The sequence below is a fragment of the Nitrospira sp. SG-bin1 genome, assembly GCA_002083365.1.
GTDB lineage: Bacteria > Nitrospirota > Nitrospiria > Nitrospirales > Nitrospiraceae > Nitrospira_D.
This window is the reverse complement of sequence record LVWS01000018.1, coordinates 126103-148098: the sequence shown is the minus strand read 5'-3', so window position 1 is coordinate 148098 and position 21996 is coordinate 126103. Positions and strand designations below refer to the sequence as shown.

The following is a 21996-nucleotide window of genomic DNA, read 5'->3' as shown; positions in this document are numbered from 1 at the left end:
AGCGGAACGGCATGAAGTCGCTGTCGACCTGGTTCACGCTGAAGCTGTAGCGCTGAACTGTTCTGGACCGACTGCGGCAATCGCCGGCGTCGCGTAAAGTTAAAAAGGCCTCGGATCGGGATCCCGGTAACTGTGGGAACGGTTCGGGGCCTTTTTTCTGAATGATTCAGCAGCCCGGATTCGGTGTTGTCCCGTTTGGTAGGATTGCATTTCGAGAAGTGCGGAGGGTATAAGAAGACAACGTCTCGAACCTACTGATTTTCAAGCATAAAAGGACCGGCGTCGCATGAAAGTCTCGTTGCTTTTTCCCCCTACCTGGCATCCTTCTCAACCGTATCTTAGCTTGCCGTCCCTGACTGGATTTTTGCATCAGGGCGGCATTTCCGACGTCTCGCAGCGGGACCTCGGGATCGAATTGTTGGACGCGGTGCTCACCAGAGACTATGCGGCAGAGGTCCATCAACGGCTGGTCGCCAAACAGCGTGAACTTGAACGGACTCAGACCGGGGAGACGGGGCACGGAAGTCGCGAACATTACGTGAAGGTGACGGACTCGCTCGACCGGTTTTCCTATCTCGCAGATCGCATTGAGCTTGCGAAGGAAACGTTGCGCAGCGAAGGATTTTACGATCCGGATGCCTATCGGGCGAGCCTCTTCATGATCGACAAGTGGTTGGAAGTGGTCTCCGCGATCTATTTCCCGACCAGGCTCACGGTCGTGGACAATCAGTTTGGGAACTATTCCATTTATTCCTCTAAAGACCTCATGCGAGTCGTTCGTGATGAAGCGCAGAATCCCTACCTGAGTCTGTTTCGGAACCGGTTCATCTCGTCGATCGTCGACAGCCGTCCTGATCTCATTGGGGTTTCGATCACAGCCACGTCGCAAATCATACCAGGCCTCACGCTCTGTCGACTGATCAAAGAAGCCGCTCCGGATCTTCATGTGACCATCGGGGGCAGCATTTTCACCCGTCTGGTGGACAACATTCGCCGATGTCCGAGTCTCTTCGAGTTAGCCGACGACATCGTCGTATTCGAGGGAGAGACGGCGTTGCTGGAACTCGTGAATCAGTTGGCCGGCAAAAAAGATTACAGCAAAGTCCCAAACCTGATCTATCGACAGAACGGCAAAATCACGGTCAACCAACCGTTCTATTCGGAAAATGTCAATCAGCTCCCCGCGCCGAATTATGACGGATTTCCGCTGGATCGTTACTTGTCTCCGGAACCGGTGTTACCGGTCCAGTTTTCGCGGGGTTGCTACTACAAAGATTGTGCGTTCTGCGCGCTGACGCTCGATCACCAGAATTTCCGGCAGAAGGACCCGGGGCGTACGGTCGAAGAGCTGCAATGGCTGAAACAGCGCTATGGGGCGCGCCACTTCTTCTTTACCGACGAGTGCTTTGCATTGGCGCCGACGAAGCGATTGTGTCACCAATTGATCGAAAAACAGCTCGACGTCAAATGGACGTGCGAGATGCGGTTTGAGAAAAATCTCTCACGCGAGCTGTTGGCGTCGATGCGGGATGCCGGATGTTTGAAGATCGTCTTTGGATTGGAGTCTTTCAATCAGCGGATTATGGATTTCATGAAGAAGGGGATCAAGCAAGAATGGGTCCGGCGGATCGCGGATGACTGCGTGGATCTCGGCATCGCCGTGCATTGTTACATCATCGTCGGGTTCCCCACGGAAAAAGAAGAAGAAGCGCTGGAAACCATGAACTTTATCGTCGAAAACAAAAAGCTTCACGAGTCGTATGGATTTTCTTGCCAACCCTGCCTGTTCGACTTGGAAAAGGAAGCGCCCATCATGAGCGATCCGGGCGGATACGGGATTCGGCGCATCATGCGTCCCTCGGCGGAAGACCTGAGTCTCGGATTTTTTTATGAAGTGCAGGAAGGGATGACTCCCGATGAGGCGGAACGGCTGTATCGGTATGTCTATGAACGGATCAGCGAAGTCGTGTGCGAGCTGCCCTTCAACTATGCGATGGCGGATGGGCTTCTGTACATCTCAAGGGCGAAAGAAGGCGCAGGACAGGCGCCGATGGCCGCACGTTGACCGGATTTTTTTACGGCGGCTATAATGAAGGATTGGTGCGAGAACGGTCATGAAGACGACGGCTCTAAACGAACGGTTGTCGGGGAAAATTTCGGATCTCGGTCCGCTGTTCGAATATACCGTCAAACTCGTTCTCCTCGCCGCCTTCCTTGAACTGGTTCTGTATCGCCTTGTCTCCCGTCTCGGGATGCATCTCAGCAAAATCGCGGCCGAACACCCGTGGATCACACCCACCTTCACCGGCTTGACGGAGGTCGGCACATGGCTCCTCAACATTGTCGCCGTGCTGCTATTCTTGGCTCTCGCGTTGACCTTGGCCCATCGATGGGGAGGAGCCGAGAGGGCATGGCTCGGCAGACTCGGCAGCGTGGGGACGGCGCTCTTGTTGCTGTTGACGGTGGTGTTTCTCGTTGTGCAGCCGGGCATGTTGGGGGCGGTCGTTTACAACGGGCTGACGCTGCTGGTCCTGACGGCGCTTGTGTCGGAATATGTGATGACTCATCGTGCGCCGTCGCAACGGATGCTGGCGGTCACCTATTACTTGGGTGTTGCGGGGTGGTTGTACTATCAGATCGTTTCGACGATCTATGGTTTTCTGGGAACCTTGGCGGCGCCTCCCTTGGTGTACGAATCTCATCGCATCGGTGAAGCGTTGATGGTGGTCGCCAGTTTCACGGTATTCGTAGTCTATGGCAAGAGCAAGAGCTTGTCGCTCCGAACCAAGAATCGTCGGCAACGGAACAGGGCCATCTGGTTTTGGTCGACCACGGGGCTCGTTTTTTCTTCGCTTATCATCGTCGACTATGTCTTAGAGACGGTGAGCCCGGGGTTTGCGGCTGTCTTCCGGCAGGCGTCACAGGGTATTGGCTGGATTTTTCAGTTTGGAATGGGCTACACCTTTTATCTCCCGTTTGCACTGTATGTCGGCGGGTTCCTCTGTTGGTCCTACACGGTCGTCAAGTTGCTGATGACCGGGCGACTGGCCGGCTATGGGATCGGGCTCATGTTCATTGCCGGGTATGCGTTACTATTTTCGAACCTGACGTTGATGGTCGTTCTGGGAGTCATGTTGCTTGCCCTTGATCGAGTAAAACCAACCGCCGCCGAATCGCTGTCGGCCACCGCCGGCCCTGTGGTGCCCGCATCCGACGGGCTCCTTGCCGGGAAGGCTTAGTTTCAGAGCGAGAGAATTATGGAAAATCCAGGATCGACGCCATCGCAGTCAGAGACCGTGCTTGATCCAGGCGATCAGCCGCTCACGCCGGACGAGGAAATCTCCGGCATCGAAAAATTGTTGGCCGCCGAACCCGATGACTTTCAGGCCCGTTGTCGGCTCGGGGAATTGTACTTCAGCAAAGGCCGGCTCGACGATGCGCTGGCCGAGGTCAAGAAAGCGATCGAGATGGCGGAATCGCTTCGCGCGGAAATGAATCGGTCGTTGGCCATGTATTACGCGAATCTTGGCACGATCTACGCGACCAAGGGCATGACCGATGAAGCCGCAGCCGAGTTTCGACATGCGTTGGAGATCTTCCCCCATGATGTCCTGGCGTTGTTCAACCTTGGAAGGCTTCACGCGGACAAGAAACAATACATGGAAGCGAAGGATTTCTATGAGCGCCTCGTCGAAATCACGCCGGATGATCCGATCGCTTGGTACAACCTCGCCGGGGTCTATATCGAGCTGGATAATCCTCAGGTGTCCGACTACAACACGATCGACATGGGGATTCAGTGCTATCTTCGTACTCTGGAGCTGGACCCTAAACACATGGAATCGAGCTTCAAACTGATGGAAATCGCGCTCAGCCACAAGAAAACCGATCTGGCGGTCAGAGTCATGGAGAGTGCGGTGGAACACAACCCGGATGAACCGCTCGCGTATTACAACCTCATCGGCGTGTATGACAAATGCAAGATGTTCGAGCAGGCGGAGCAGGCCCGCAAACGGTTGAAGGAGCGGTTTGCCAAGAAACCCAAGGATGGTCCGAGGTCCTAATTCACCACTTTTAGGAAGAGGTGTACTATGTTTGGCAGTCTAGGGTTCACCGAACTGGTTCTCATACTCATGATCGTGCTGATTATTTTCGGGGCGGGGAAATTGCCGCAATTGGGCGAGGGACTCGGCAAGGCGATCAAGGGATTCAAGAAGTCCGTCCACGAGGCGGATGCGATCGAAGCCGAGGCTCAGGCGGCCGTGCAACAGGCCGCCGCCCCTCAACCGGTGACCGCCGCGTCTTCAACCCAGAGTGCGGCATTGAATCAGCCTGCAGGGGCCGCTGCGCAGCCGGCTCCACGAGCCTGACACATCCGCGTATGAGCACCGAACTCGAATTGGCGGTCGGCTACATTGAAACCTTTGCCGGGAACGGCAAGGCCCGAAGCACGGGGGACGGCAAACGGGCGGTGAAAGCCGGCATTCCGCTCCCCCATCACATTGCGCTCGACAAGACGGAACAGTGGCTCTACCTTGCCGAGTCAGGGTCCGACCGAGTTCGGCGCATCAATCTCCAAGAAGGCACGCTTCATAACTTCGCCGGCATCGGAGAAACATGTTACAGCGGAGACGAGGGCTCCTGCGCGGAAGCAGGGCTCTATTTGCCCCTAGGGGTCGCGTTCGATTCCCGGAACAATTTGTATATCTGCGATTCCGGGAGCAACCGGATTCGAAAGGTCGATCACGAGACCGGTGTCATCACCACGGTAGTCGGGACGGGTCAGCACGGGTTCAATGGAGATGGTCCTGCGTTGGAGGTCAATCTGACCTGGCCTGCGGCGATCGCCTTTGACCGTAATGATGTCCTCTTCATCGCCGATACCCAAGCGCATAAAATCAGACGGTTCGATCCTAAGACAGGTGTGGTCACGACGATTGCCGGAACGTGGTCGGTGGAAGATGAAGCGCGGGAGCAACCGTTGGTCGCTCGAAATTTAGTCGTGCTGTCGGGCGACGCGATCGGAATCGATTTCAGCGATGATCAAGGATGGCTCATGCCGGTCTGTTCCGATGGGCTGGATATGTCGATGTATCTGGACGATGGAAAGCCCGCGATGGACGTGCGCCTGTACGACATCGTCGGGATCGCGGTGGACAGTAGGGGTGACGTGCACCTTGTCGACAAAGGGAGCAACCGCGTCAGAAAAATCGATTCACGGACGGGCATTGTTTCCACGGTTGCGGGTATTTGCCGGTATGGGTACGACGGTGACGACAAGCCCGCCGTCCGATCCATGTTGCATGCTCCGGAAGCCGTGGTTTTCGATCATGAGGACAATCTTTACATTTCCGACACGATGAACCACCGGGTCCGTAAAGTGGATGTGAGCACCGGCCTCATTGCCACGGTTGCGGGGAACGGAGACAGCGGTTATGAAGATAAGAACATCGGCGGCTGCGGGGCCGCACGGTTCGTGGCCAAGGAGTCAGCCGGGATGGTGAGACACGGGGACGGTTTGCTCGGAACCGAGGCCGTGGTGAATTCACCCGTGGGTTTGGCCTTGGATTCCCAAGGCCACCTCTATATCTGTGAACGGGGAGAAAACAAGATCCGCCGTGTGAAGCTCTCGTAGCCCGCCCACCCATTGCTCCGCATTTGTCCCGCATAGGTTTTGTGATATTCTGAGTTCGGCTCTTTGTCGGAGTACTGTACGGTGCGAATGACAAACGTCGGTGGTTCCCCGGTTCACCTTCTAGGCCTTCTTTCCGGGTTGATCGTCATCGCCAGTATCCTCGGTGCTTTCGGGATTCCTTTGGTCAGTTCCGAGGGGATGACCATCCGCTCTCGCTTGATCGAAGGGGATTTGCCGAACGCGGCCGATGAGGCGGCCTGGCAGAAGGTTCCGCCGACCACCATTCCGCTGAGCGGACAAGTGATCACCAGGCCGGTATGGCCCGAACCGACCGTGCGGGCCTTGACCGTGCGGTCCGTCCACAACGGGACCGATATCGCCTTCCTCCTCGAATGGCCCGACAACACGAAAAATGATCGACTGACCCCCGGTACCTTCAGGGATGGCGTCGCGATCGGTCTTCCACTCGGAGATGCGCCGGCTTTTTTTTGCATGGGGCAACTGGATCACTACATCAACATCTGGCATTGGAAGGCGGATTGGCAAAGCGATATCGATCGGCGAGCGGCGCGCACATCGGAGAAAAAGGAAGGTGGCGTGCGGACCTTCGAGGTCATTCCCAGGCGGGTTTCCTCGGTGGAAGATTTGATCGGCGGAGGCTTCAGCACGCTGACCACGAAGGACAAGCAGGGGAGGGTCCAGGGGCACGCGTTATGGAAAGACGGGGTCTGGCATGTCGTGATGCGCCGCCCACTGGTGAGCGAGGAGCAAGAGAATGAAGCCGTGCTCGTTCCCGGTCGTGTTCAGACCGTATCCTTCGCGGTGTGGAATGGGGAAAACAAAGAGCGAAACGGCCAGAAGGCCGTGGCGCCATGGTTTCAACTCAGCATCGATCCCATTGCCAAGCTGTAAGTGCGGCGGGAAGGCCTTCGCATCCATGGTGGCCACCTGATTGTTCCTGGGGAGCTGAACTGTGAGGTTGGTCGGTGAGAAGCACGATCTTACAGGGTTTCATCCTGCTGGGAACCGTGCTGCTCGGCGATTTTCTGATCGGCAGCATGGGGAATATTTGGGCGGCGACTCAGGACGGTGGAATGACGGAAGAAGAAGCATCGAGGCTTGGGGAGGAGTTCGGTATCGTCGTGGGAGCCGTGGACGAGGATATTCAGAAAGAGCTGAAATTGCAGCAGCCGCAAGGTGTGGCGGTGTTTGAAGTCATCGGGAATTCACGAGCGGACTATGCGGGAATCAAGGTCCGGTCCGTCATCAAGGAAATCGACAAGCAAGAGATTCGAAGTATGGCGGACTTCGGGCGGGCCATCAGCAAGGCGATGAAGCAATGTAACTTCACCGTCGGAACCTATGAGCCGGCGGATCCGGGCGAACCAATCGGCTGGGGCGTCAATTTTCACTTTGTTGGGTGCAAGCGAGACTAGGGATGAAGATCGGGTGAGCATGGCAAAGCTGCGACTCGTCGGCTCAGTGGGATTGACGGTGATTGCGGTATGCCTGAACGGTCTTGGTCTTCAGTGGGCGATCGCTCAAGAAGGCACTGTCCCGTCACAGACCGACTGGGTTGCAGAAATTGAAAAAGTCTTCATCCGTTCTGAAGACTGCAAGCAATGCCACGAGCGTCACTATGAGGAGTGGAAGGGGACCAGAGAACAAACGCCGGATTTGAAGACCTTTGGCCGGGTGGATGCCGCACTTCTACATGGTACGTCGTTGGAGTCGCCTGTCTTTCGAACGGTGTTGGGTCTTTGGAAACAGACGAATCCGACCGCGGATGAACAGGGACGATGTCTCTCCTGTCATGTGCCCGCCGTCACCGTCTTCCCTCAGCATGCCGAAAAAATCGTGTCGCACGTGCTTGGCCGCAAGGCGGGAATCGAAGGAATCGGGTGCTCGGCCTGCCATCTGATGAATGGAATGGACAAAGGAAGAAACTCACCGCCGACATTTAAGGTGCAGCCAGGCGAGACCTTGTATGGCCCCTATGCCAATCCCGAAGAAAATCTTGTCCATCCGGCCGCGCAGTCTGAGCACTTTCGAGGGGCCAATTATTGTGCCGCTTGCCATTTCGACAAAGTGAAGGATGTTGCGCAGAAGAATCTGCCGGGAGAAATCCTGGAGGGAACGATCTGTCAGGATTGCCACATGGAGCGCTCGACCGGCAGTTCCACCTCTCGACGGGGGGCGATGACCAGAGCCATCGGGCGGCATTGGTTTCGCGGGGTCGTCGTCTCCGGGACCCTGCTCAAGAATCGGAACCTGCAGGCCGAGTGGATGCCGCGGATCGATGTCGAGGTGAAAAAGACCGGTATGGTGGTGGAAGGGATGGGCATTGTGAAGGTCGGCAGCCTGCCGCACGGTTTTCCCGATGGCGATCCGGTGTTGAAACAGTTCTTTCTGACCGTCACGGCCAAGGATGCGGTGGGCAAGACCTTGGCGGAGGAGATCAAACAGTTTGGGGTGCCCTATGAGAAGATTCTTCGCGGTCCGATTCCTGACCCTTTCATCAAGGGGGGCCATACGAGGAAGATTCCATTTTCACTGACGCTTCCCGCCGGGACCGCTGCGTCCTCGGTAGAGGCTGTGCTCACCTATGCGCTCATTCCCACGCCCCAGCCTACGCTGGCGGACAAGTATCTTGCATCCTTGCAGACCGAAAAAGAGCGCGAAGAGGCGAAGCAAATCATCCAAGAATATACCCAGCGGCATTTCTTGACGTATCGTGTCAAATCCCTTTCCTAGCAGAATGTTGAAAAAGTCCTCCAGCATCGTTCTCGCATCGCTTAGACGCTCAACGTGCCGACGGGACAGAGCTGCGAAAGCAGCTCGGGGCGGGCCGGGTGAGAAAGATTACGCCTTGCCTCTAAGACACTGGGCGCTCACCAACTCGCGCCCGTCCGCAAACGTGAGGCTCCTTATTCGTCGCCTCGCGAATCTCGCTGCGGCCTTGCTGGAATGCCCTTTTGAACATTCTGCGGTCTGGCTTGGTTTTGCCGTAACGATGTGTGTTGCTCTGCTAGCTGACGGCGTGTTCACTCCCGTATCCGCTCAGAATGCAACCGGTCAGTCCATGATTGAAAAGGCCTTTCCCCATTCCACCAAGTGCAAACGGTGTCATGAACGGGTGTATGAAGAGTGGGAAACCTCGCCTTTGGCGAAGTCTCTCCATTCTCCGGCGTTTCGTGCCTCGCTCGACATCTACTTGAATTCTGCGGCGGGAAAAGACAAAGCGCTCTGTTTCCGGTGTCATGCCCCGCATGTGCGGGAATTTCCGGACCATGCCCAAGTCTTTATTGATCAAGCAAAATCAGGGGAGCCATCTCTCGATGGTGTCGCCTGTAGTCAATGCCATTTGATCAGGCAGGTCGATCGAGCCAAACATCCTCCTGAGCCAAAGTATGAGACCGGCGGGAAGACGCTCTATGGGCCATATAAGGATTTCGTTCAGAACCTCGCGCATCACTCAATGGAATTAGGTCTGTTTCAGAAGTCCGACCTCTGTCTGAATTGCCATCAGTCGGTACCTTCCGCGACGAACCTGGGCAAGACCAACGACTTGCTCGGGAACTGGGATCAGAGCCGAGCGGTCAAGTCCGGAAAAGAATGCCAAACCTGCCACATGCCTCAACAGGTCGGCGAGTCAGCCAATGGGGAAAAGAAACGGACGATCGCCAACCATAGTTTCCCCGGACGTATCGGGAAACTTCGGCAAGAAGCGGCAAAACTTGACGTACGGACCAAGATCGACGGTGACAAAACGACAGTGACGGTCAAGGTCCAAAGCCTGGTGCCGCATAACCTGCCGGCTACCCATCCGGCCTGGGCAGCGGTGGTTCTCAATCTGGACATCAAAGGGAAAAATCTCAAAACGGTGTTTTCCGATAAGCGTGTCTATGGTCGGACCTATGCCGATGCTCAAGGACAGAAGACGATCTTCGACTTCGAAGCGGCGAAAGTCCTCGAAGACACAGTCTTGAAACCCGAAGAGACGAGAGAGGAAACTTTCATCTTCCCCACACCGAAAGATACCAAAACCTTCGATGTCGAAGTCGGGCTCAATTATGCTCCATTGAATGGCCCTGCCTCATTTCTCCAGCGTGTTGAAGCGGAGTCATCTCAGGGGTCACAAGATCCGGTCTTCCAACCGATTGAAATCGTCAAGCGGACGGAGAACGTTCCGGTTGGCAAGTAGCCGTGGACAGCGTTACCAGCCCCGCTCAATGGCGTTGCAATCTTTGGGAGAGACGCTACGCCGACAAGCCAGTTTCGCAAACCTCAACTCAAACGCTAGGTTTCTTAGCAGGTTCAGGGAATGCCACGGAAAAGGCTCTATGTGATTGGGAATGGATTTGACCTGTATCATGGGATCAAATCCAGCTATGGTGGGTTTGGTCGTTACCTCGAGCAAGTAAATTTCGAGCTACACGAAGTTGTTAAAACGTACTTGCCGTTTGAGGGAGATTGGAAAAACCTTGAAGCCAAGCTGGCGCATCTAGATGTGGATTTTATCGTCGACAACGCATCGGCCTTTCTAGATTCATATGGTGCTGAAGACTGGAGTGATAGCTATCACCATGACTATCAGTACGAGGTAGAGAAAATTGTCGATGCGCTTTCCAGTGGCCTAAAAGCTGCCTTTACCGCTTGGGCAAAGACCCTGAAAATTCCAGATGTGTCGTCATGTTCGGTGCCTTTGCTGCCACTTGATGCTGGAGCGCGGTATCTAAATTTTAACTATACAAGCACGCTGCAGCGTCTCTATCAGATTTCTCCAGGACGGGTCCTTCACATTCACAACAGTGTTGCAGATAATCAGCCTGACTTGGTTCTTGGCCATGCCGTTAATCCTTATGGGCGACAGTCACTGAACCACGGTCTTGATTTGGAAGCGCAAGACACCAGGGAAACCGAGGCAAATGACATTCTGGATAGCTACTTTTTTGCTACGTATAAGCCCGTGCATGAGATCGTCAAGAAACACAGAGGTTACTTCGATTCGTTGGCAGGAATAGAGGAGATATACGTCGTTGGCCACTCATTGTCCGAAGTTGATATTCCCTACTTTGTAGAGATCGTTAATGCTACTAGATATTCAGATCCTGAATGGGTTGTGACCTACTATATTCAATCAGAAATTTTAGAAATGAATAGCACGCTGGTAAGCGCTGGAGTTCCAAGCCATAAAGTGAGGTTTATAGAAATTTGTGGCTTGCCATTGTGAGAAATACGGCGCGATGGTGGCGACGGATTAGGGTGTGAGCTTGTACGACGTGTAGACAGTTCTCAGTTTTGCTATAGGATGTGGCAATGCATCAAGCAACACATCCGAGTCCAAACTCGCGCTGCGGAATTTAACGGCTGCTCATCTCAGCCGTTAGATGGCTCGTATGGGTGGTGAGAATGTTCTGCATACACTGCGGGAATCCGGCGGGAACAGGAGCGGTATTTTGTACGAAATGCGGCAAGAAGCTCAGTGTTGTAACGGAATCATCCTCGGCACCTAACTCGACTCGAAATAGTGATCTTCGGAGACGGCCCATCGGCGTCTGGCTTATTGTGGCTTCTATTTTCTGTCCGCTGGCTGGGCGTTGTTATTCTTTATGCTGATGCGGACAGGCGCGGTCTCATTGACGCCATCGCAGCAAGCGTACTTCGAAAATCTTGGGTTGCTCGATTATCTCAGCAGCGTCGGAATTGGCGTGGTCAGGAAGCTGTGAAGTGGTTCGACAACGTGGTGATCAACCGAAATGTGCGGCTAGCCCGGCTCCCCAGACCATCCTCTTTCACATGCTGAATGTTGCTGCGACATAGAACCAGTGCTACACTGATTCCGTGTGTAACTAGGAGGGCGGCATGGCGAATTTAACCATTGTGATTGAAGGTGATACGCTGAAGCGTGCTCGTATGCGGGCGCTGGAAGAGGGGACGTCTGTGAATGCGGTGGTGCGGGACTACCTGACTGATTATGCTGGAATGAAGGCTCAAAAGGAAAAGGCGATCAACGATTTGTTGCGGTTGTCTCAGCGGACGAAAACAAGACGGGGGAATCGGCGGTGGACCCGTGAAGACCTCCACGAGCGATGAAGGAGCGAGTGTTTCTTGATACGAATGTGCTGGTCTATTTATTTGATGCCGATGCTCCTGCCAAACAGCAACGTGCGCAAGCACTCCTCTCAAGCCAGGAACTGCGGACGCAGATCATTCTGAGCACTCAGGTACTGCAAGAGTTCTATGTGTCTGTGACGAGGAAGCTGGCCGTTCCACTTGATCTCGATACTGCACTCAAGGCGGTACAAGATCTCGCAGCGTTCCCGATCGTCCAGGTTGATACCCCCTTGATTCTGTTGGGTATCCAGCGCAGCAGCAAGGCTAAAATCTCATTTTGGGATGCGCTGATTGTAGAAGCGGCTCTCGTGGCTGGAACGACTCTCCTCTACTCCGAGGATTTTCACGACGGTGCTGTGTTTGGAAAACTACGAATCGCGAATCCCTTCAAGTGAACCAGTGCCATTGTTTTTCAGTCGGCCGGCATAATTTACGACTGGTGTAAACCGACTCCGGTTCGATTGGGCAGTCAATTTTGGATGGTTTCCATGGCGGCCGCGACGAACCGGTTGTAGGGAACTGCTGGCAATCCGACTCCCCTCAATAGTGCTTCTCAAAGCGCCACTGCAGAATCCACTGGGGACGCTCAAGTGTCTTGGGACGTTGCTGCAGAAGTGTGGTTAACCTTTACGAGGCAGCAGAGCTCAACCCGACATCGTTGGTCGACGTGTTTATCCCTGGATGGTCCCAATGCAGATGGCATGGGCGACGAAGCGGCCGTAGGGCACGTCGCGGCAGTGCTCCCAATCCGACTCAATCCAATAATTCTGCTGTGAAATCCGTTTGAGGAAGTGCTGGGTCCTGAACGGACTCTTGCCGTTGTTCTGCAAATAATCGAAATAGCGGTTGTACCCGATCGGGAGGCTCGCCACGAGCCGGCCGGAGGGGGCCAGACATGCGGATCGCAGACGATCAATCGCCTGCAGCAGCTTGATTGGTTTCTGTGGCTGTTCGTCCCACCCGACGTGTTCCAACGTCGAGATGCTGATGATCAAGTCGTATTTCTCTCGAGGGACGAACTCGACGATATCTTGATTGATGACGCCGGAGCTGACCTCATACTTATCGACGACGTCATGATGGATGGGAAAATAATGAGACAGGACGTTGCCCACTTCGAGCACCCGCTTGCCTTCATATTCGAGGAGGAGTTCACGGAAGATGGGGATCTCGACGCCACGCTCGTTTTTCCAGGTCCTGTTATAGGGATGATATAGATACTCGTACTCCCGACCATCGTATTGGAACGTCTTGGCCCTCACGCTGCGGGTCAGCGCCATCTTGAGGGAGCGCCAGTATCGTTTGGTAGCGCTCTCACTGGCTGTAACCCTTGTGTAGTCGTAGGCGTAGGACAAGGACAGCGTCCTTCGGAGCTATTCGAAGACGATGCGGGAGCCCGGGGACTTCATCTTGAAGATCTGCAGGGCATTATAGATGCCTTTTGCGGGATGGTTCAGGATCAGTCGAGAGTTGGTGATGTGCGTGTCGAGCAGTTCATATTGTCCGCCACTGTAGTACAGGTCGCAGTCGTCAATCTGGCAGTTCTTGTAGACGTGATTGTCCAGCGCCAATTTGGCCTTGCTGAACGTTTGGCCGTCCACAACGATGTAGTTGGGTTCGAATCCCATAGGTCGTTTGCCGGGCGCAACTATATCAAAGTCGGGGATAATCGTAAACAGACCGAGAGGCATGCGGGTGGGGCTACGAAGTAGCAGGGCGAAACTCTAGTTAGGGACGATTCGAGACATGGTGCCATTTTGAGCCAGGATATAGAGCTCACCCATGCCATCCCGGCCGAAACTCGTAATTGAGGAAGCGGCGAGCAACGGCCATTCTGTTTGTTCGAGAGCCGAGCCATTATTGAGGCGGAAACTTCGAACGAAGCCCGCGCAGAAATCGGCATAGAAATAGGTGCCTTGGATGGCCGGTAGTGCCTGGCCGCGATAGACATAGCCTCCGGTGACGGAGCAGGCGCCGTTGTCGTGCGGATATTCGACAGTTGGTAACGTGAGTCCACCGGTATTGCAATTGGTCGCTGGATTAAAACAGGCCGATCCTTCCATGAGGCGCCAGCCGTAATTCAGTCCACGTCCGGCGTTGGGGCCTTGCGACACATTGATTTCTTCCCGGGCACCTTGGCCGACATCGGCGAGGTAGAGATCACCGCCATCAAACGAAAAGCGCCAGGGATTCCGCAACCCGTAGCTCCACACCAGCCGATCACCTCCGCTGAGGACAAATGGATTGACTGTTCCGCCAGTGCAGGCTGTTTCTGGCGTAGTCGGGTCGATTCGGAGAATTTTTCCTAGCCGGCTTGCGAGATTTTGGGCATTGTTGCCCGGATCCCCTGAACCTCCTCCATCCCCGACGGCCGCGTACAGACAAGCATCCGGTCCGAACGCCACCATGCCGCCGTTATGGTTCGCGAAGGTTGGATGGGGAATGGACACCAAGATGAACCGTGAGTTGGGATCAGCTACATTGGGGTTCGTCGGTGACCGGAGAAACCGAGCGATGGTGATCGCGCCATTGGCGTCCGTATAGTGAATGTAGAACCGGGCGTTGACGCCGTAATTTGGATCAAACGCCATTCCCAGCAATCCTCGCTCTCCACCGCTAGTGATGCCGGTTATCGTGAGGAACGTTCCAAGCTCGGCTCCGGATGTTCGATCAAGGACCTTAATCGCACCTCCTTGTTCCACGACAAACAGGCGAGTTGCATCATCAGGAGGAGCGGTCAAGAACACCGGAGAGTTCAGGTTGCTTGCGATGATTTGCAGCTTCAGGCTGGTTGAGACAGGGACGGTGTTCTGCGTGTCGCCATCGCTTCCACATGCCATGAGGAGGCTCGCAATATACAGGCACAGGATCATTTGAAAGATCACGGTTTTCATACGTAACCTCTTGTCCCGTATGGAAGATGTACCATGATCGTATCACTCCATCCGGAGGCAAATCACTCGTCAAATCCAGTGCAAAAGGGGTCGTTGCATGGATAGTCATTGTCAAGTTGGCGATAAGCTTGTTGGCAGCAAGAACGCCGTCTTTTGTCTTGATCCTCTCACTGTGACCCTATAGAATGACCCAGCTTTTCGGGTGGTTAGCTTCCAGTTCTGCTCCCGCCCGCCTTGGGTTTCCCCACTCGCGCATGTACTTTGGATGGGTTGAAGCCACGGAGAGCCGTGTGACATAAGGAGTCCGTTTAACCAGCAGGAGGAATGTCCCGTGAGTGACTCAGCGATTATCACGTTTGCCCTCATAGCGGCCGTGGCGGGTATCGGCTATGGGTTGTACCTGGCGATGTGGGTGTTCAAGCTTGACGCCGGCAATGCCAAGATGCAGGAAATTGCAAAAGCCATTCAAGAGGGCGCCGGCGCCTACATGAATCGGCAGTACAAGACCGTCGCCTATGTGGCCGCTGGTCTGTTCGTCATTCTGGCGGCTGCTGGAGCCGTGTCCGATAAATTTGGATTGATTACCGCCGTCGGTTTTTTGGTCGGGGCGGGCGCTTCGGCTATTGCCGGCTATGTCGGAATGATCATTGCGGTTCGTGCCAATGTGCGGACCGCTCAAGCCGCTCACAATGGGATGAATGCGGCCTTGGTCGTGGCCTTCCGTGGTGGAGCGGTGACGGGTCTTTTGCTGATCGGTCTTGGGCTCTTGGCCATTACAGGGTTTTATACCATCGCAGAATCGATGGCCGGACAAGAAAAAGCCATTCACGCGTTGCTCAGCCTGGGATTCGGTGGCAGTTTGATCTCTGTGTTTGCCCGCGTCGGCGGCGGGATCTACACCAAGGCGGCGGACGTTGGTGCCGACTTGGTCGGCAAAGTCGAGGCGGGGATTCCGGAAGATGACCCGAGGAATCCGGCGGTCATCGCCGATAACGTGGGGGACAATGTGGGCGATTGCGCCGGTATGGCCGCTGACCTGTTCGAAACCTATGCGGTGACGACCGTGGCAGCCATGGTGTTGGCTTTTACGATGTTCAAAGGGGCGACCGCACCGATCCTGTATCCATTGGCTTTAGGCGGTGTTACCATCTTCGCCACGATCGTTGGCGTTCTTTTCGTCAAGGTGGCTCCGGGCGGCGACATCATGCCGGCCCTGTATAAGGGGCTATTCGTAGCCGGCGGGATTGCCGCCGTGGCATTCCTGCCGATTACCTTTATGATCATGGGCGGTGTCGGCGGGGTCAGCGGGTTCAGTTACTACATCGCGGCGCTCATCGGCTTAGCCGTGACCTTGGCGCTGGTGTTCATCACCGACTACTACACGTCAAAAGAGTACGAGCCGGTGAAGTACATTTCCAAAGCGAGCGAAACCGGTCATGCGACCAACATCATCGCCGGTTTGGCAGTGGGCATGCAGGCGACCGCGGCTCCGGTCGTGGTGATTGCCGCGGCGATTCTCGGGAGCTACTGGATTTGCGGCGGCGCAGAGTCCGGCGGGTTGTATGGTGTGGCGGTGGCAGCGGTGGCGATGCTCTCGATGGCCGGGATCGTGGTGGCCATCGATGCGTTCGGTCCGATCACCGACAACGCCGGTGGGATCGCGGAAATGTCGCACTTAGGCAAGGAAGTTCGAGATATCACGGATCCATTGGATGCCGTCGGCAATACGACCAAGGCGGTCACCAAGGGCTACGCAATCGGGTCCGCCGGTTTGGCGGCGGTCGTGCTCTTTGCCGAATACTCGCGCGAAGTGGCGGCGCACAATCCGGCGCTTGCCGCGTTCGACCTTTCCAATCCAAAAGTCTTGGTGGGCCTATTCCTGGGCGGCATGTTGCCGTTCATCTTCGGCTCACTGTGTATGAGGGCCGTCGGTGAAGCGGGAGGGTTGATCGTGGAAGAGGTGCGGCGGCAATTCCGAACGATCAAGGGTATCATGGAAGGCACGGGCAAGCCCGAGTATGGCACGTGCGTCGATATCGTGACCCAAGCGGCCATTCAGAAGATGATGGTTCCCGGCTTGATTCCGGTGGCCTCGCCGGTGATCGTCGGTTTGGTACTCGGCCCACAGGCGCTCGGGGGCGTGCTGGTCGGTAGCATTGTGACCGGTTTGTTCGTCGCGATATCGATGACGAGTGGCGGCGGCGCCTGGGACAATGCCAAAAAGTTCATTGAAGAGCAGGGCTTGAAGGGCACCGATACGCACAAGGCGGCGGTAACCGGCGATACGGTCGGCGATCCATACAAGGATACGGCGGGACCTGCGGTGAACCCGATGATCAAGGTCATCAATATCGTTGCCTTGCTCATCGTGTCGTTGATCGCGGGTTAGGTTGCCGTTCTAGATTCCGACAGTACCGTTGGATGTGATATGGCGCCGTGTCCCCGGGGGCACGGCGCTTTTCGTTTCTCCCTATGCCTTGACGGGTTTCGGTACCCTAGAGTATGGTGAGTTGACGATCGGTGGTTGCCGGCTAATCGCGAGGGTTTCCCCTGGTCCACGGGAGGTGCTCGAATGGAAAAGCAGGAACGAAAGCAAGAGCCGAGACGAGAGCCGCAGAGTAAAGAAGAAGTCAAGGCGAATCCCAAGGTCGTCGAAGCCGGCAAGAAAATCAAGGAGGACATCGATAAGCTGGTCGATGAGATCGATGACGTCCTTGAAAAAAACGCTGAAGAATTCGTGAAGAATTACGTCCAGAAAGGAGGCGAATAACCCTTCGATTCCGCTTCCCCGTTTCCGCTCGATTGACCCTTCCTCTCCAAGCTCGTCGGTTTGACAAAGAAGGAGCGACTTATTACAGTCTGCTCCGGTCTCCTGTGTTCCGTGGTCTGACTATGGTCGCGGCCCAGGCTCTTGAGAGGATGAGGATGCCGTCAAAGCTCTGGGTGGTTCGTCAAGTCGATCCCATCCGACGAAACCTCCTGTCACACGCGTTATCCATCTCATCGGCCACGGCTTCCTTGTTGCTTAACCGGGGCGTCACCAATGTGGACCAGGCCACCGCCTGGATCTCTCCGCTCCGAACCCATGATCCTTTCTTGATTCCGGATATAGAAAAGGCGGTCGACCGCCTGCACCAAGCGATGCAACGGCGCGAGATCGTATGTTTTTATGGCGATTATGATGTGGACGGCATGTCCGCTACGAGTCTATACCTCTCCTTTTTCCGCGGCCTCGGCGCCGAGGTCAGGGCCTATGTTCCTCATCGTCTGCGGGAGGGGTACGGACTCAACGAGCGTGCCGTTCGAACCTTGGCCAAGGAGGGCGTCTCTTTATTGGTCACTTCCGATTGCGGGACCACATCGCATCGTGAGATCAGCCTTGCCAATGAGTTGGGAATCGATGTCGTCGTGACCGATCATCATCAAAGCGGCGCGGAGATGCCGCCGGCGTTGGCGATGATGAACCCGCAGCGATCCGACGCTCGGTATCCCTTTCGTGACCTCTGTTCTGGTGGTTTGGCCTACAAGGTGGCACAAGCTTATGAGGCAAAATATGGTCCCGGTTCAGTGCCTGTGGAGTCCCTCCTGGATTTAGTTGCGCTTGCCACGATTGCCGATGTGGTCCCGTTGCAGGATGAAAATCGATTGTTTGTGCGAGAAGGGCTCGCGCAAATCTCACGGGGGGCGCGCTGCGGCATCCGAGCCTTGAAGCAGGTCGCCGGCGTGAGCCGGGAATGCACGACGGAAACCGTCGGTTTTAAACTCGGTCCTCGACTCAATGCCGCGGGGCGATTGGATGAGGCGATCAAAGGGGTCAGACTTCTGACGACGGAGTCGGAACGGGAAGCCAAATCGTTGGCTGAAGATCTGGAACGGTTGAATCGAGCCCGTCGCGAACTCGAAGCCAATATCCTCCGGGAAGCGTTGGCTCAAGCGGAAGCACGGGAGTGGGGGGGCGGCATTGTACTGTATGCGCGCGGATGGCATCTGGGGGTCGTCGGGATCGTGGCTGCACGGATCATGGAACGATTTCATCGTCCGACGATCGTTGTCGCCGTGAACGAGGAAGGGATTGGAAAAGGTTCGGCTCGGACCGTGCCCGGATTCGACCTATATCAGGCCTTAACTGCTTGTCGAGACCTGCTCGTGGCCTTCGGCGGGCATCCGAGCGCGGCAGGCATTACGATTGAAGAGGCGCGGTTACCTGAATTTTCAGAACGGTTTTCGGCAATCGCGGAGGCCTGGATTCGAGAAACACACAGTGTTCCCCTGTTGCATGTCGATTCAGAGGTGCGGCTGAACGAGGTTACGTTGCAGTTGATTCGGGAAATCGGGGCGCTGCATCCCTTCGGCGCGGGAAATCCGGAGCCGATGTTTGCCGTCAAGGGGCTGGACATTCTCAACGCACGAGTTGTCGGAGAGAAACATTTGAAGATGACGGTCCGCCAGGGCGGATCGCTGCCTTTTGACGGCATTGGATTCGGGATGAAATCGTTGGACGAGCATGGGTTGTCTCTCAAGACGCCTATCGACGTCGCGTTTACGCCGGAATTGAATCATTGGAACGGGTACGATCGGATTCAACTGCGCATCAGAGATATCAGAGCGTCGGGCTGCGAGTAATCGATGATGCATGAAACCGTGACAAGTATCGATCAACTGCTGGATCACCTGCACAGCTATCAGCCGGACGCCGATCTCGGCATGGTGCGGAAAGCCTATGAATTTTCCGCAAGGGCGCATGAAGGACAAGTGCGTCGATCCGGAGAGCCCTATGTGAAGCATCCGGTGGCCGTGGCCGGCGTCCTGACTTCCCTCAAAACCGATGTTACTGCGATTGTGGCCGGATTGTTACACGATACGCTGGAAGATACGGTCGCGACGGCCGACGAACTTCAGCGTGAATTCGGAAAGGAAGTCGTTCATCTGGTGGACGGGGTCACCAAGATCGGGAAGATCACGTTTCGGAGCTCCGAAGAAAAGCAAGCGGAGAACTTTCGCAAGATGGTGCTCTCGATGGCGGACGACATCCGTGTCGTGATCATCAAATTGGCCGATCGGCTCCACAACATGCGAACCCTCGAACATCTCGATGAGAAAAAACGGCAGGAAATCGCCCAAGAGACGTTGGAGATCTATGCGCCCTTGGCCAATCGCATCGGAATCGGTTGGGTGAAGAACGAGCTGGAGGATTTGTGCTTGAAACACCTCAAGCCGGACGCCTACGAGACCTTGAGGGTCTGCGTGGCGAAGCGCGATGAAGATCGTCAGCAATATATTCAAGAGGTGCAAGCGCTCGTGGAGCAAGCCCTGAAAGAGAATGGGCTGACCGGAGCCGTGTACGGACGGCCCAAACATCTCTACGGCATCTACCAAAAAATGAAGAAACAGTCGATCTCGTTCGAAGAGGTGTATGATCTCACCGCCTTGCGGATCATTACCGATACGAAGATGAACTGCTACGCGCTCCTGGGCGTCATCCATTCGTTGTGGAGGCCGCTGCCGGGCCGCTTCAAGGACTACATCGCGATCCCCAAGTCGAATCTCTATCAATCCCTCCACACGACCGTCGTCGGGCCGAAGGGCGAACATGTGGAGTTTCAGATCCGTACGGAAGAAATGCATCGGGTGGCCGAATACGGAATCGCGGCCCATTGGAAATACAAGGAGCAGGGGCGGATTCACGACAAAGACAGCAAGACCTTCGGATGGTTGAGGCAGTTCATCGAATGGCAAAAAGACCTGCCCGACAATCGTCAATTCATGGATTCCGTGAAACTCGAGTTGTTCCACGACGTCGTCTACGTCTTTACTCCCAAGGGAACCGTCAAGGAACTGCCGAAAGGAGCCACGCCCGTCGATTTTGCCTATGCGATCCACACGGAAGTCGGCGACCACTGCGTTGGGGCGAAGGTCAACGGAAAGATCGTTCCGCTCAAACATGAGCTGACGAGCGGCGACACCATCGAAATTCTGACATCGCCGAATCAGACTCCGCATAAAGATTGGCTCAAGTTCGTACGCACGTCGCGCGCGAAGACCAAGATCAAGCATTGGATCAAGGGAGAGGAACAGAAACGAAGCTTGGAAATCGGTTGGCGTTTGCTTGAAACCGACATTCGTCGCCATGGCTTGGTTCCGTCGCAGGTCTTGAAGTCGAATGCGCTGCTGGAAATCGCGAAGCAAGAAGGGTATGCCACGACTGATGAGCTCGCTGCGGCCGTAGGATTCGGCCACCTCGCAACCGCCCAACTCATCGGACGACTCACGACTCCAACAGCTCGTCCTGCGATTCAGCCCGAGCCGACGGGAGCCCCCAGAGTCGTCCATACAAGGGGGACGGAGCCGGGGGTCCAAGTCAAGGGCGGACGGGATTTGCTGATGCAACTGTCGCGATGCTGTAACCCCGTCCCCGGTGACAGGATCTTGGGATACATCACGCGCGGAAGGGGCCTCACGATTCACTCCGTCGACTGTCCCAACCTGGAAGCGTTGGATTATGACCGAGAACGATTGGTGGAAGTGGAATGGGATACGGCCACACCGGGTCAGCATGCGGTCAAAATCGCCGTCATCGCCGAGGACAAGACGGGAGTGTTGGCGAACGTCTCATCCGCGATCGCCGAATGCAAGGCGAATATCAGCCGCGCTGAAATCATTACGCGGGAAGACCGCAAGGCGGAACTTGATTTTGTCGTCGAGATTGCCGATACGGCCCACCTGAACCGCGTGTTGAAAACCATTGAACGGATCGATGGTGTCATTACCGCGCGGCGTGTTCGATCCTGGCAGGAACGATCCTGAAAGAAAAACTGAGGGAAGAGGCTAGGGCTGGCCGAAAGAAAGTTTCGTTCCCTTCTCGAGCTTATACGCATCAACCGTCCCCCCGGCAATTTCCAGCACGTACATCGCATCATCGCTGTGCGGACGGTATTGAGGGCAGGAATCATCGGTCTTCGTGCAAATCGGGACATTGCGTTCGATATGGGTGACCCGCTTTTTGGCATCCAACCAAATGAGATCGAGGGGGATCTTGGTATTTTTCATCCAGAAGGACCAGGCGAGCGGCTGACTGAAGAAAAATAACATTCCATGGTCTTTCTTGAGGTGATCCCGATACATCAAGCCCACCGCACGTTTCAACGGCGTGTCGGCGACTTCGGCGTGGATCGTGATACCTGAGGGAGTATGAATGTGCACGAGCTCTGTATCAGCGGCCGCAAGGGCGGATGTCGGCAACACAAAGAGAAGTAACCCAATGAGGGCCATGGACCACAGAGAGAAGGAGTTTACCCTCGTCAACAACATGATGCGCATCCTAGCCAGCCGGGTTACTGCAGTCAAGGAACC

At 55.4% G+C, this 21996-nt stretch carries 20 protein-coding genes; 16 read left to right on the top strand and 4 right to left on the bottom strand.

Annotated elements, in window-relative coordinates; all coding sequences use genetic code 11:
* Positions 1–286: 286 nt before the first annotated feature.
* From A4E19_01655 to A4E19_01600, 12 genes are all read left to right on the top strand, one after another.
* Positions 287–2065, top strand: a complete 1779-nt coding sequence (locus A4E19_01655) for a B12-binding domain-containing radical SAM protein (GenBank protein OQW35493.1) — start codon at positions 287–289, stop codon at positions 2063–2065.
* Between the two features lie 49 nt (positions 2066–2114).
* Entirely contained in the window at positions 2115–3239 is a 1125-nt protein-coding gene (locus A4E19_01650) for a hypothetical protein (protein ID OQW35492.1), read from the top strand.
* 18 nt (positions 3240–3257) lie between these two features.
* Positions 3258–4064 carry a hypothetical protein gene (locus A4E19_01645; GenBank protein ID OQW35491.1) on the top strand — a complete coding sequence of 269 codons (807 nt, stop codon included), beginning with the start codon at positions 3258–3260 and terminating at the stop codon, positions 4062–4064.
* Between the two features lie 27 nt (positions 4065–4091).
* Complete coding sequence (locus tag A4E19_01640) at positions 4092–4370, top strand: preprotein translocase subunit TatA (GenBank protein ID OQW35490.1); 279 nt, start codon at positions 4092–4094, stop codon at positions 4368–4370.
* 11 nt (positions 4371–4381) lie between these two features.
* Positions 4382–5635, top strand: a complete 1254-nt coding sequence (locus A4E19_01635) for a hypothetical protein (protein OQW35489.1) — start codon at positions 4382–4384, stop codon at positions 5633–5635.
* Positions 5636–5722: 87 nt separating this feature from the next.
* Entirely contained in the window at positions 5723–6547 is an 825-nt protein-coding gene (locus A4E19_01630) for a hypothetical protein (GenBank protein ID OQW35488.1), read from the top strand.
* Between the two features lie 74 nt (positions 6548–6621).
* Entirely contained in the window at positions 6622–7071 is a 450-nt protein-coding gene (locus tag A4E19_01625) for a hypothetical protein (protein OQW35487.1), read from the top strand.
* 19 nt (positions 7072–7090) lie between these two features.
* Positions 7091–8389: a hypothetical protein gene (locus A4E19_01620; protein OQW35486.1), complete on the top strand. Its 1299-nt coding sequence runs from the start codon at positions 7091–7093 to the stop codon at positions 8387–8389.
* Between the two features lie 286 nt (positions 8390–8675).
* A complete protein-coding gene (locus A4E19_01615; protein OQW35485.1) occupies positions 8676–9839 on the top strand; it encodes a hypothetical protein in 1164 nt (387 codons plus the stop codon).
* A gap of 141 nt (positions 9840–9980) precedes the next feature.
* Positions 9981–10868 (top strand): hypothetical protein, encoded by an 888-nt coding sequence (locus A4E19_01610; protein ID OQW35484.1) that lies wholly within the window; start codon positions 9981–9983, stop codon positions 10866–10868.
* Positions 10869–11500: 632 nt separating this feature from the next.
* Positions 11501–11731, top strand: a complete 231-nt coding sequence (locus tag A4E19_01605) for a hypothetical protein (protein OQW35483.1) — start codon at positions 11501–11503, stop codon at positions 11729–11731.
* A complete protein-coding gene (locus tag A4E19_01600; GenBank protein ID OQW35482.1) occupies positions 11728–12147 on the top strand; it encodes a hypothetical protein in 420 nt (139 codons plus the stop codon). Before A4E19_01605 ends, A4E19_01600 begins: the two co-directional genes overlap by 4 nt.
* Positions 12148–12423: 276 nt before the next feature.
* On the opposite strand, the gene A4E19_01595 is transcribed toward A4E19_01600, so the two are convergent.
* From A4E19_01595 to A4E19_01585, 3 genes are all read right to left on the bottom strand, one after another.
* On the bottom strand, positions 12424–13032 hold the full coding sequence (locus tag A4E19_01595) for a hypothetical protein (GenBank protein OQW35481.1): 609 nt from the start codon (positions 13030–13032) through the stop codon (positions 12424–12426).
* A gap of 93 nt (positions 13033–13125) precedes the next feature.
* Entirely contained in the window at positions 13126–13380 is a 255-nt protein-coding gene (locus A4E19_01590) for a hypothetical protein (GenBank protein ID OQW35480.1), read from the bottom strand.
* A gap of 96 nt (positions 13381–13476) precedes the next feature.
* On the bottom strand, positions 13477–14646 hold the full coding sequence (locus A4E19_01585; GenBank protein OQW35479.1) for a hypothetical protein: 1170 nt from the start codon (positions 14644–14646) through the stop codon (positions 13477–13479).
* A 331-nt stretch (positions 14647–14977) separates the two neighbouring features.
* Between A4E19_01585 and hppA the strand changes: the two genes are divergently transcribed.
* From hppA to A4E19_01565, 4 genes are all read left to right on the top strand, one after another.
* Entirely contained in the window at positions 14978–17035 is a 2058-nt protein-coding gene (hppA, locus tag A4E19_01580) for a sodium-translocating pyrophosphatase (protein ID OQW35478.1), read from the top strand.
* Between the two features lie 183 nt (positions 17036–17218).
* On the top strand, positions 17219–17416 hold the full coding sequence (locus tag A4E19_01575) for a ubiquitin (GenBank protein ID OQW35477.1): 198 nt from the start codon (positions 17219–17221) through the stop codon (positions 17414–17416).
* A 155-nt stretch (positions 17417–17571) separates the two neighbouring features.
* Positions 17572–19269: a single-stranded-DNA-specific exonuclease RecJ gene (locus A4E19_01570; protein OQW35476.1), complete on the top strand. Its 1698-nt coding sequence runs from the start codon at positions 17572–17574 to the stop codon at positions 19267–19269.
* A gap of 6 nt (positions 19270–19275) precedes the next feature.
* Entirely contained in the window at positions 19276–21450 is a 2175-nt protein-coding gene (locus A4E19_01565; protein ID OQW35510.1) for a GTP pyrophosphokinase, read from the top strand.
* Positions 21451–21471: 21 nt separating this feature from the next.
* Here A4E19_01565 and A4E19_01560 read toward each other — a convergent pair whose 3' ends face one another.
* Positions 21472–21954, bottom strand: coding sequence for a hypothetical protein (locus tag A4E19_01560; GenBank protein OQW35475.1), 483 nt, complete (start codon positions 21952–21954; stop codon positions 21472–21474).
* Positions 21955–21996: the final 42 nt, after the last annotated feature.

Bases quoted from the DNA above. Each gene is read 5' to 3' on its own strand.
- A4E19_01620 (OQW35486.1), top strand. From the start codon at position 7,091: ATGGCAAAGCTGCGACTCGTCGGCTCAGTGGGATTGACGGTGATTGCG.
- A4E19_01575 (OQW35477.1), top strand. From the start codon at position 17,219: ATGGAAAAGCAGGAACGAAAGCAAGAGCCGAGACGAGAGCCGCAGAGT.
- A4E19_01560 (OQW35475.1), bottom strand. From the start codon at position 21,954: ATGTTGTTGACGAGGGTAAACTCCTTCTCTCTGTGGTCCATGGCCCTC.
- A4E19_01590 (OQW35480.1), bottom strand. From the start codon at position 13,380: ATGGGATTCGAACCCAACTACATCGTTGTGGACGGCCAAACGTTCAGC.
- A4E19_01595 (OQW35481.1), bottom strand. From the start codon at position 13,032: ATGGCGCTGACCCGCAGCGTGAGGGCCAAGACGTTCCAATACGATGGT.
- A4E19_01640 (OQW35490.1), top strand. From the start codon at position 4,092: ATGTTTGGCAGTCTAGGGTTCACCGAACTGGTTCTCATACTCATGATC.
- A4E19_01655 (OQW35493.1), top strand. From the start codon at position 287: ATGAAAGTCTCGTTGCTTTTTCCCCCTACCTGGCATCCTTCTCAACCG.
- A4E19_01635 (OQW35489.1), top strand. From the start codon at position 4,382: ATGAGCACCGAACTCGAATTGGCGGTCGGCTACATTGAAACCTTTGCC.
- A4E19_01650 (OQW35492.1), top strand. From the start codon at position 2,115: ATGAAGACGACGGCTCTAAACGAACGGTTGTCGGGGAAAATTTCGGAT.
- A4E19_01645 (OQW35491.1), top strand. From the start codon at position 3,258: ATGGAAAATCCAGGATCGACGCCATCGCAGTCAGAGACCGTGCTTGAT.
- A4E19_01600 (OQW35482.1), top strand. From the start codon at position 11,728: ATGAAGGAGCGAGTGTTTCTTGATACGAATGTGCTGGTCTATTTATTT.
- A4E19_01565 (OQW35510.1), top strand. From the start codon at position 19,276: ATGCATGAAACCGTGACAAGTATCGATCAACTGCTGGATCACCTGCAC.
- A4E19_01605 (OQW35483.1), top strand. From the start codon at position 11,501: ATGGCGAATTTAACCATTGTGATTGAAGGTGATACGCTGAAGCGTGCT.
- A4E19_01570 (OQW35476.1), top strand. From the start codon at position 17,572: ATGCCGTCAAAGCTCTGGGTGGTTCGTCAAGTCGATCCCATCCGACGA.
- A4E19_01630 (OQW35488.1), top strand. From the start codon at position 5,723: ATGACAAACGTCGGTGGTTCCCCGGTTCACCTTCTAGGCCTTCTTTCC.
- A4E19_01585 (OQW35479.1), bottom strand. From the start codon at position 14,646: ATGAAAACCGTGATCTTTCAAATGATCCTGTGCCTGTATATTGCGAGC.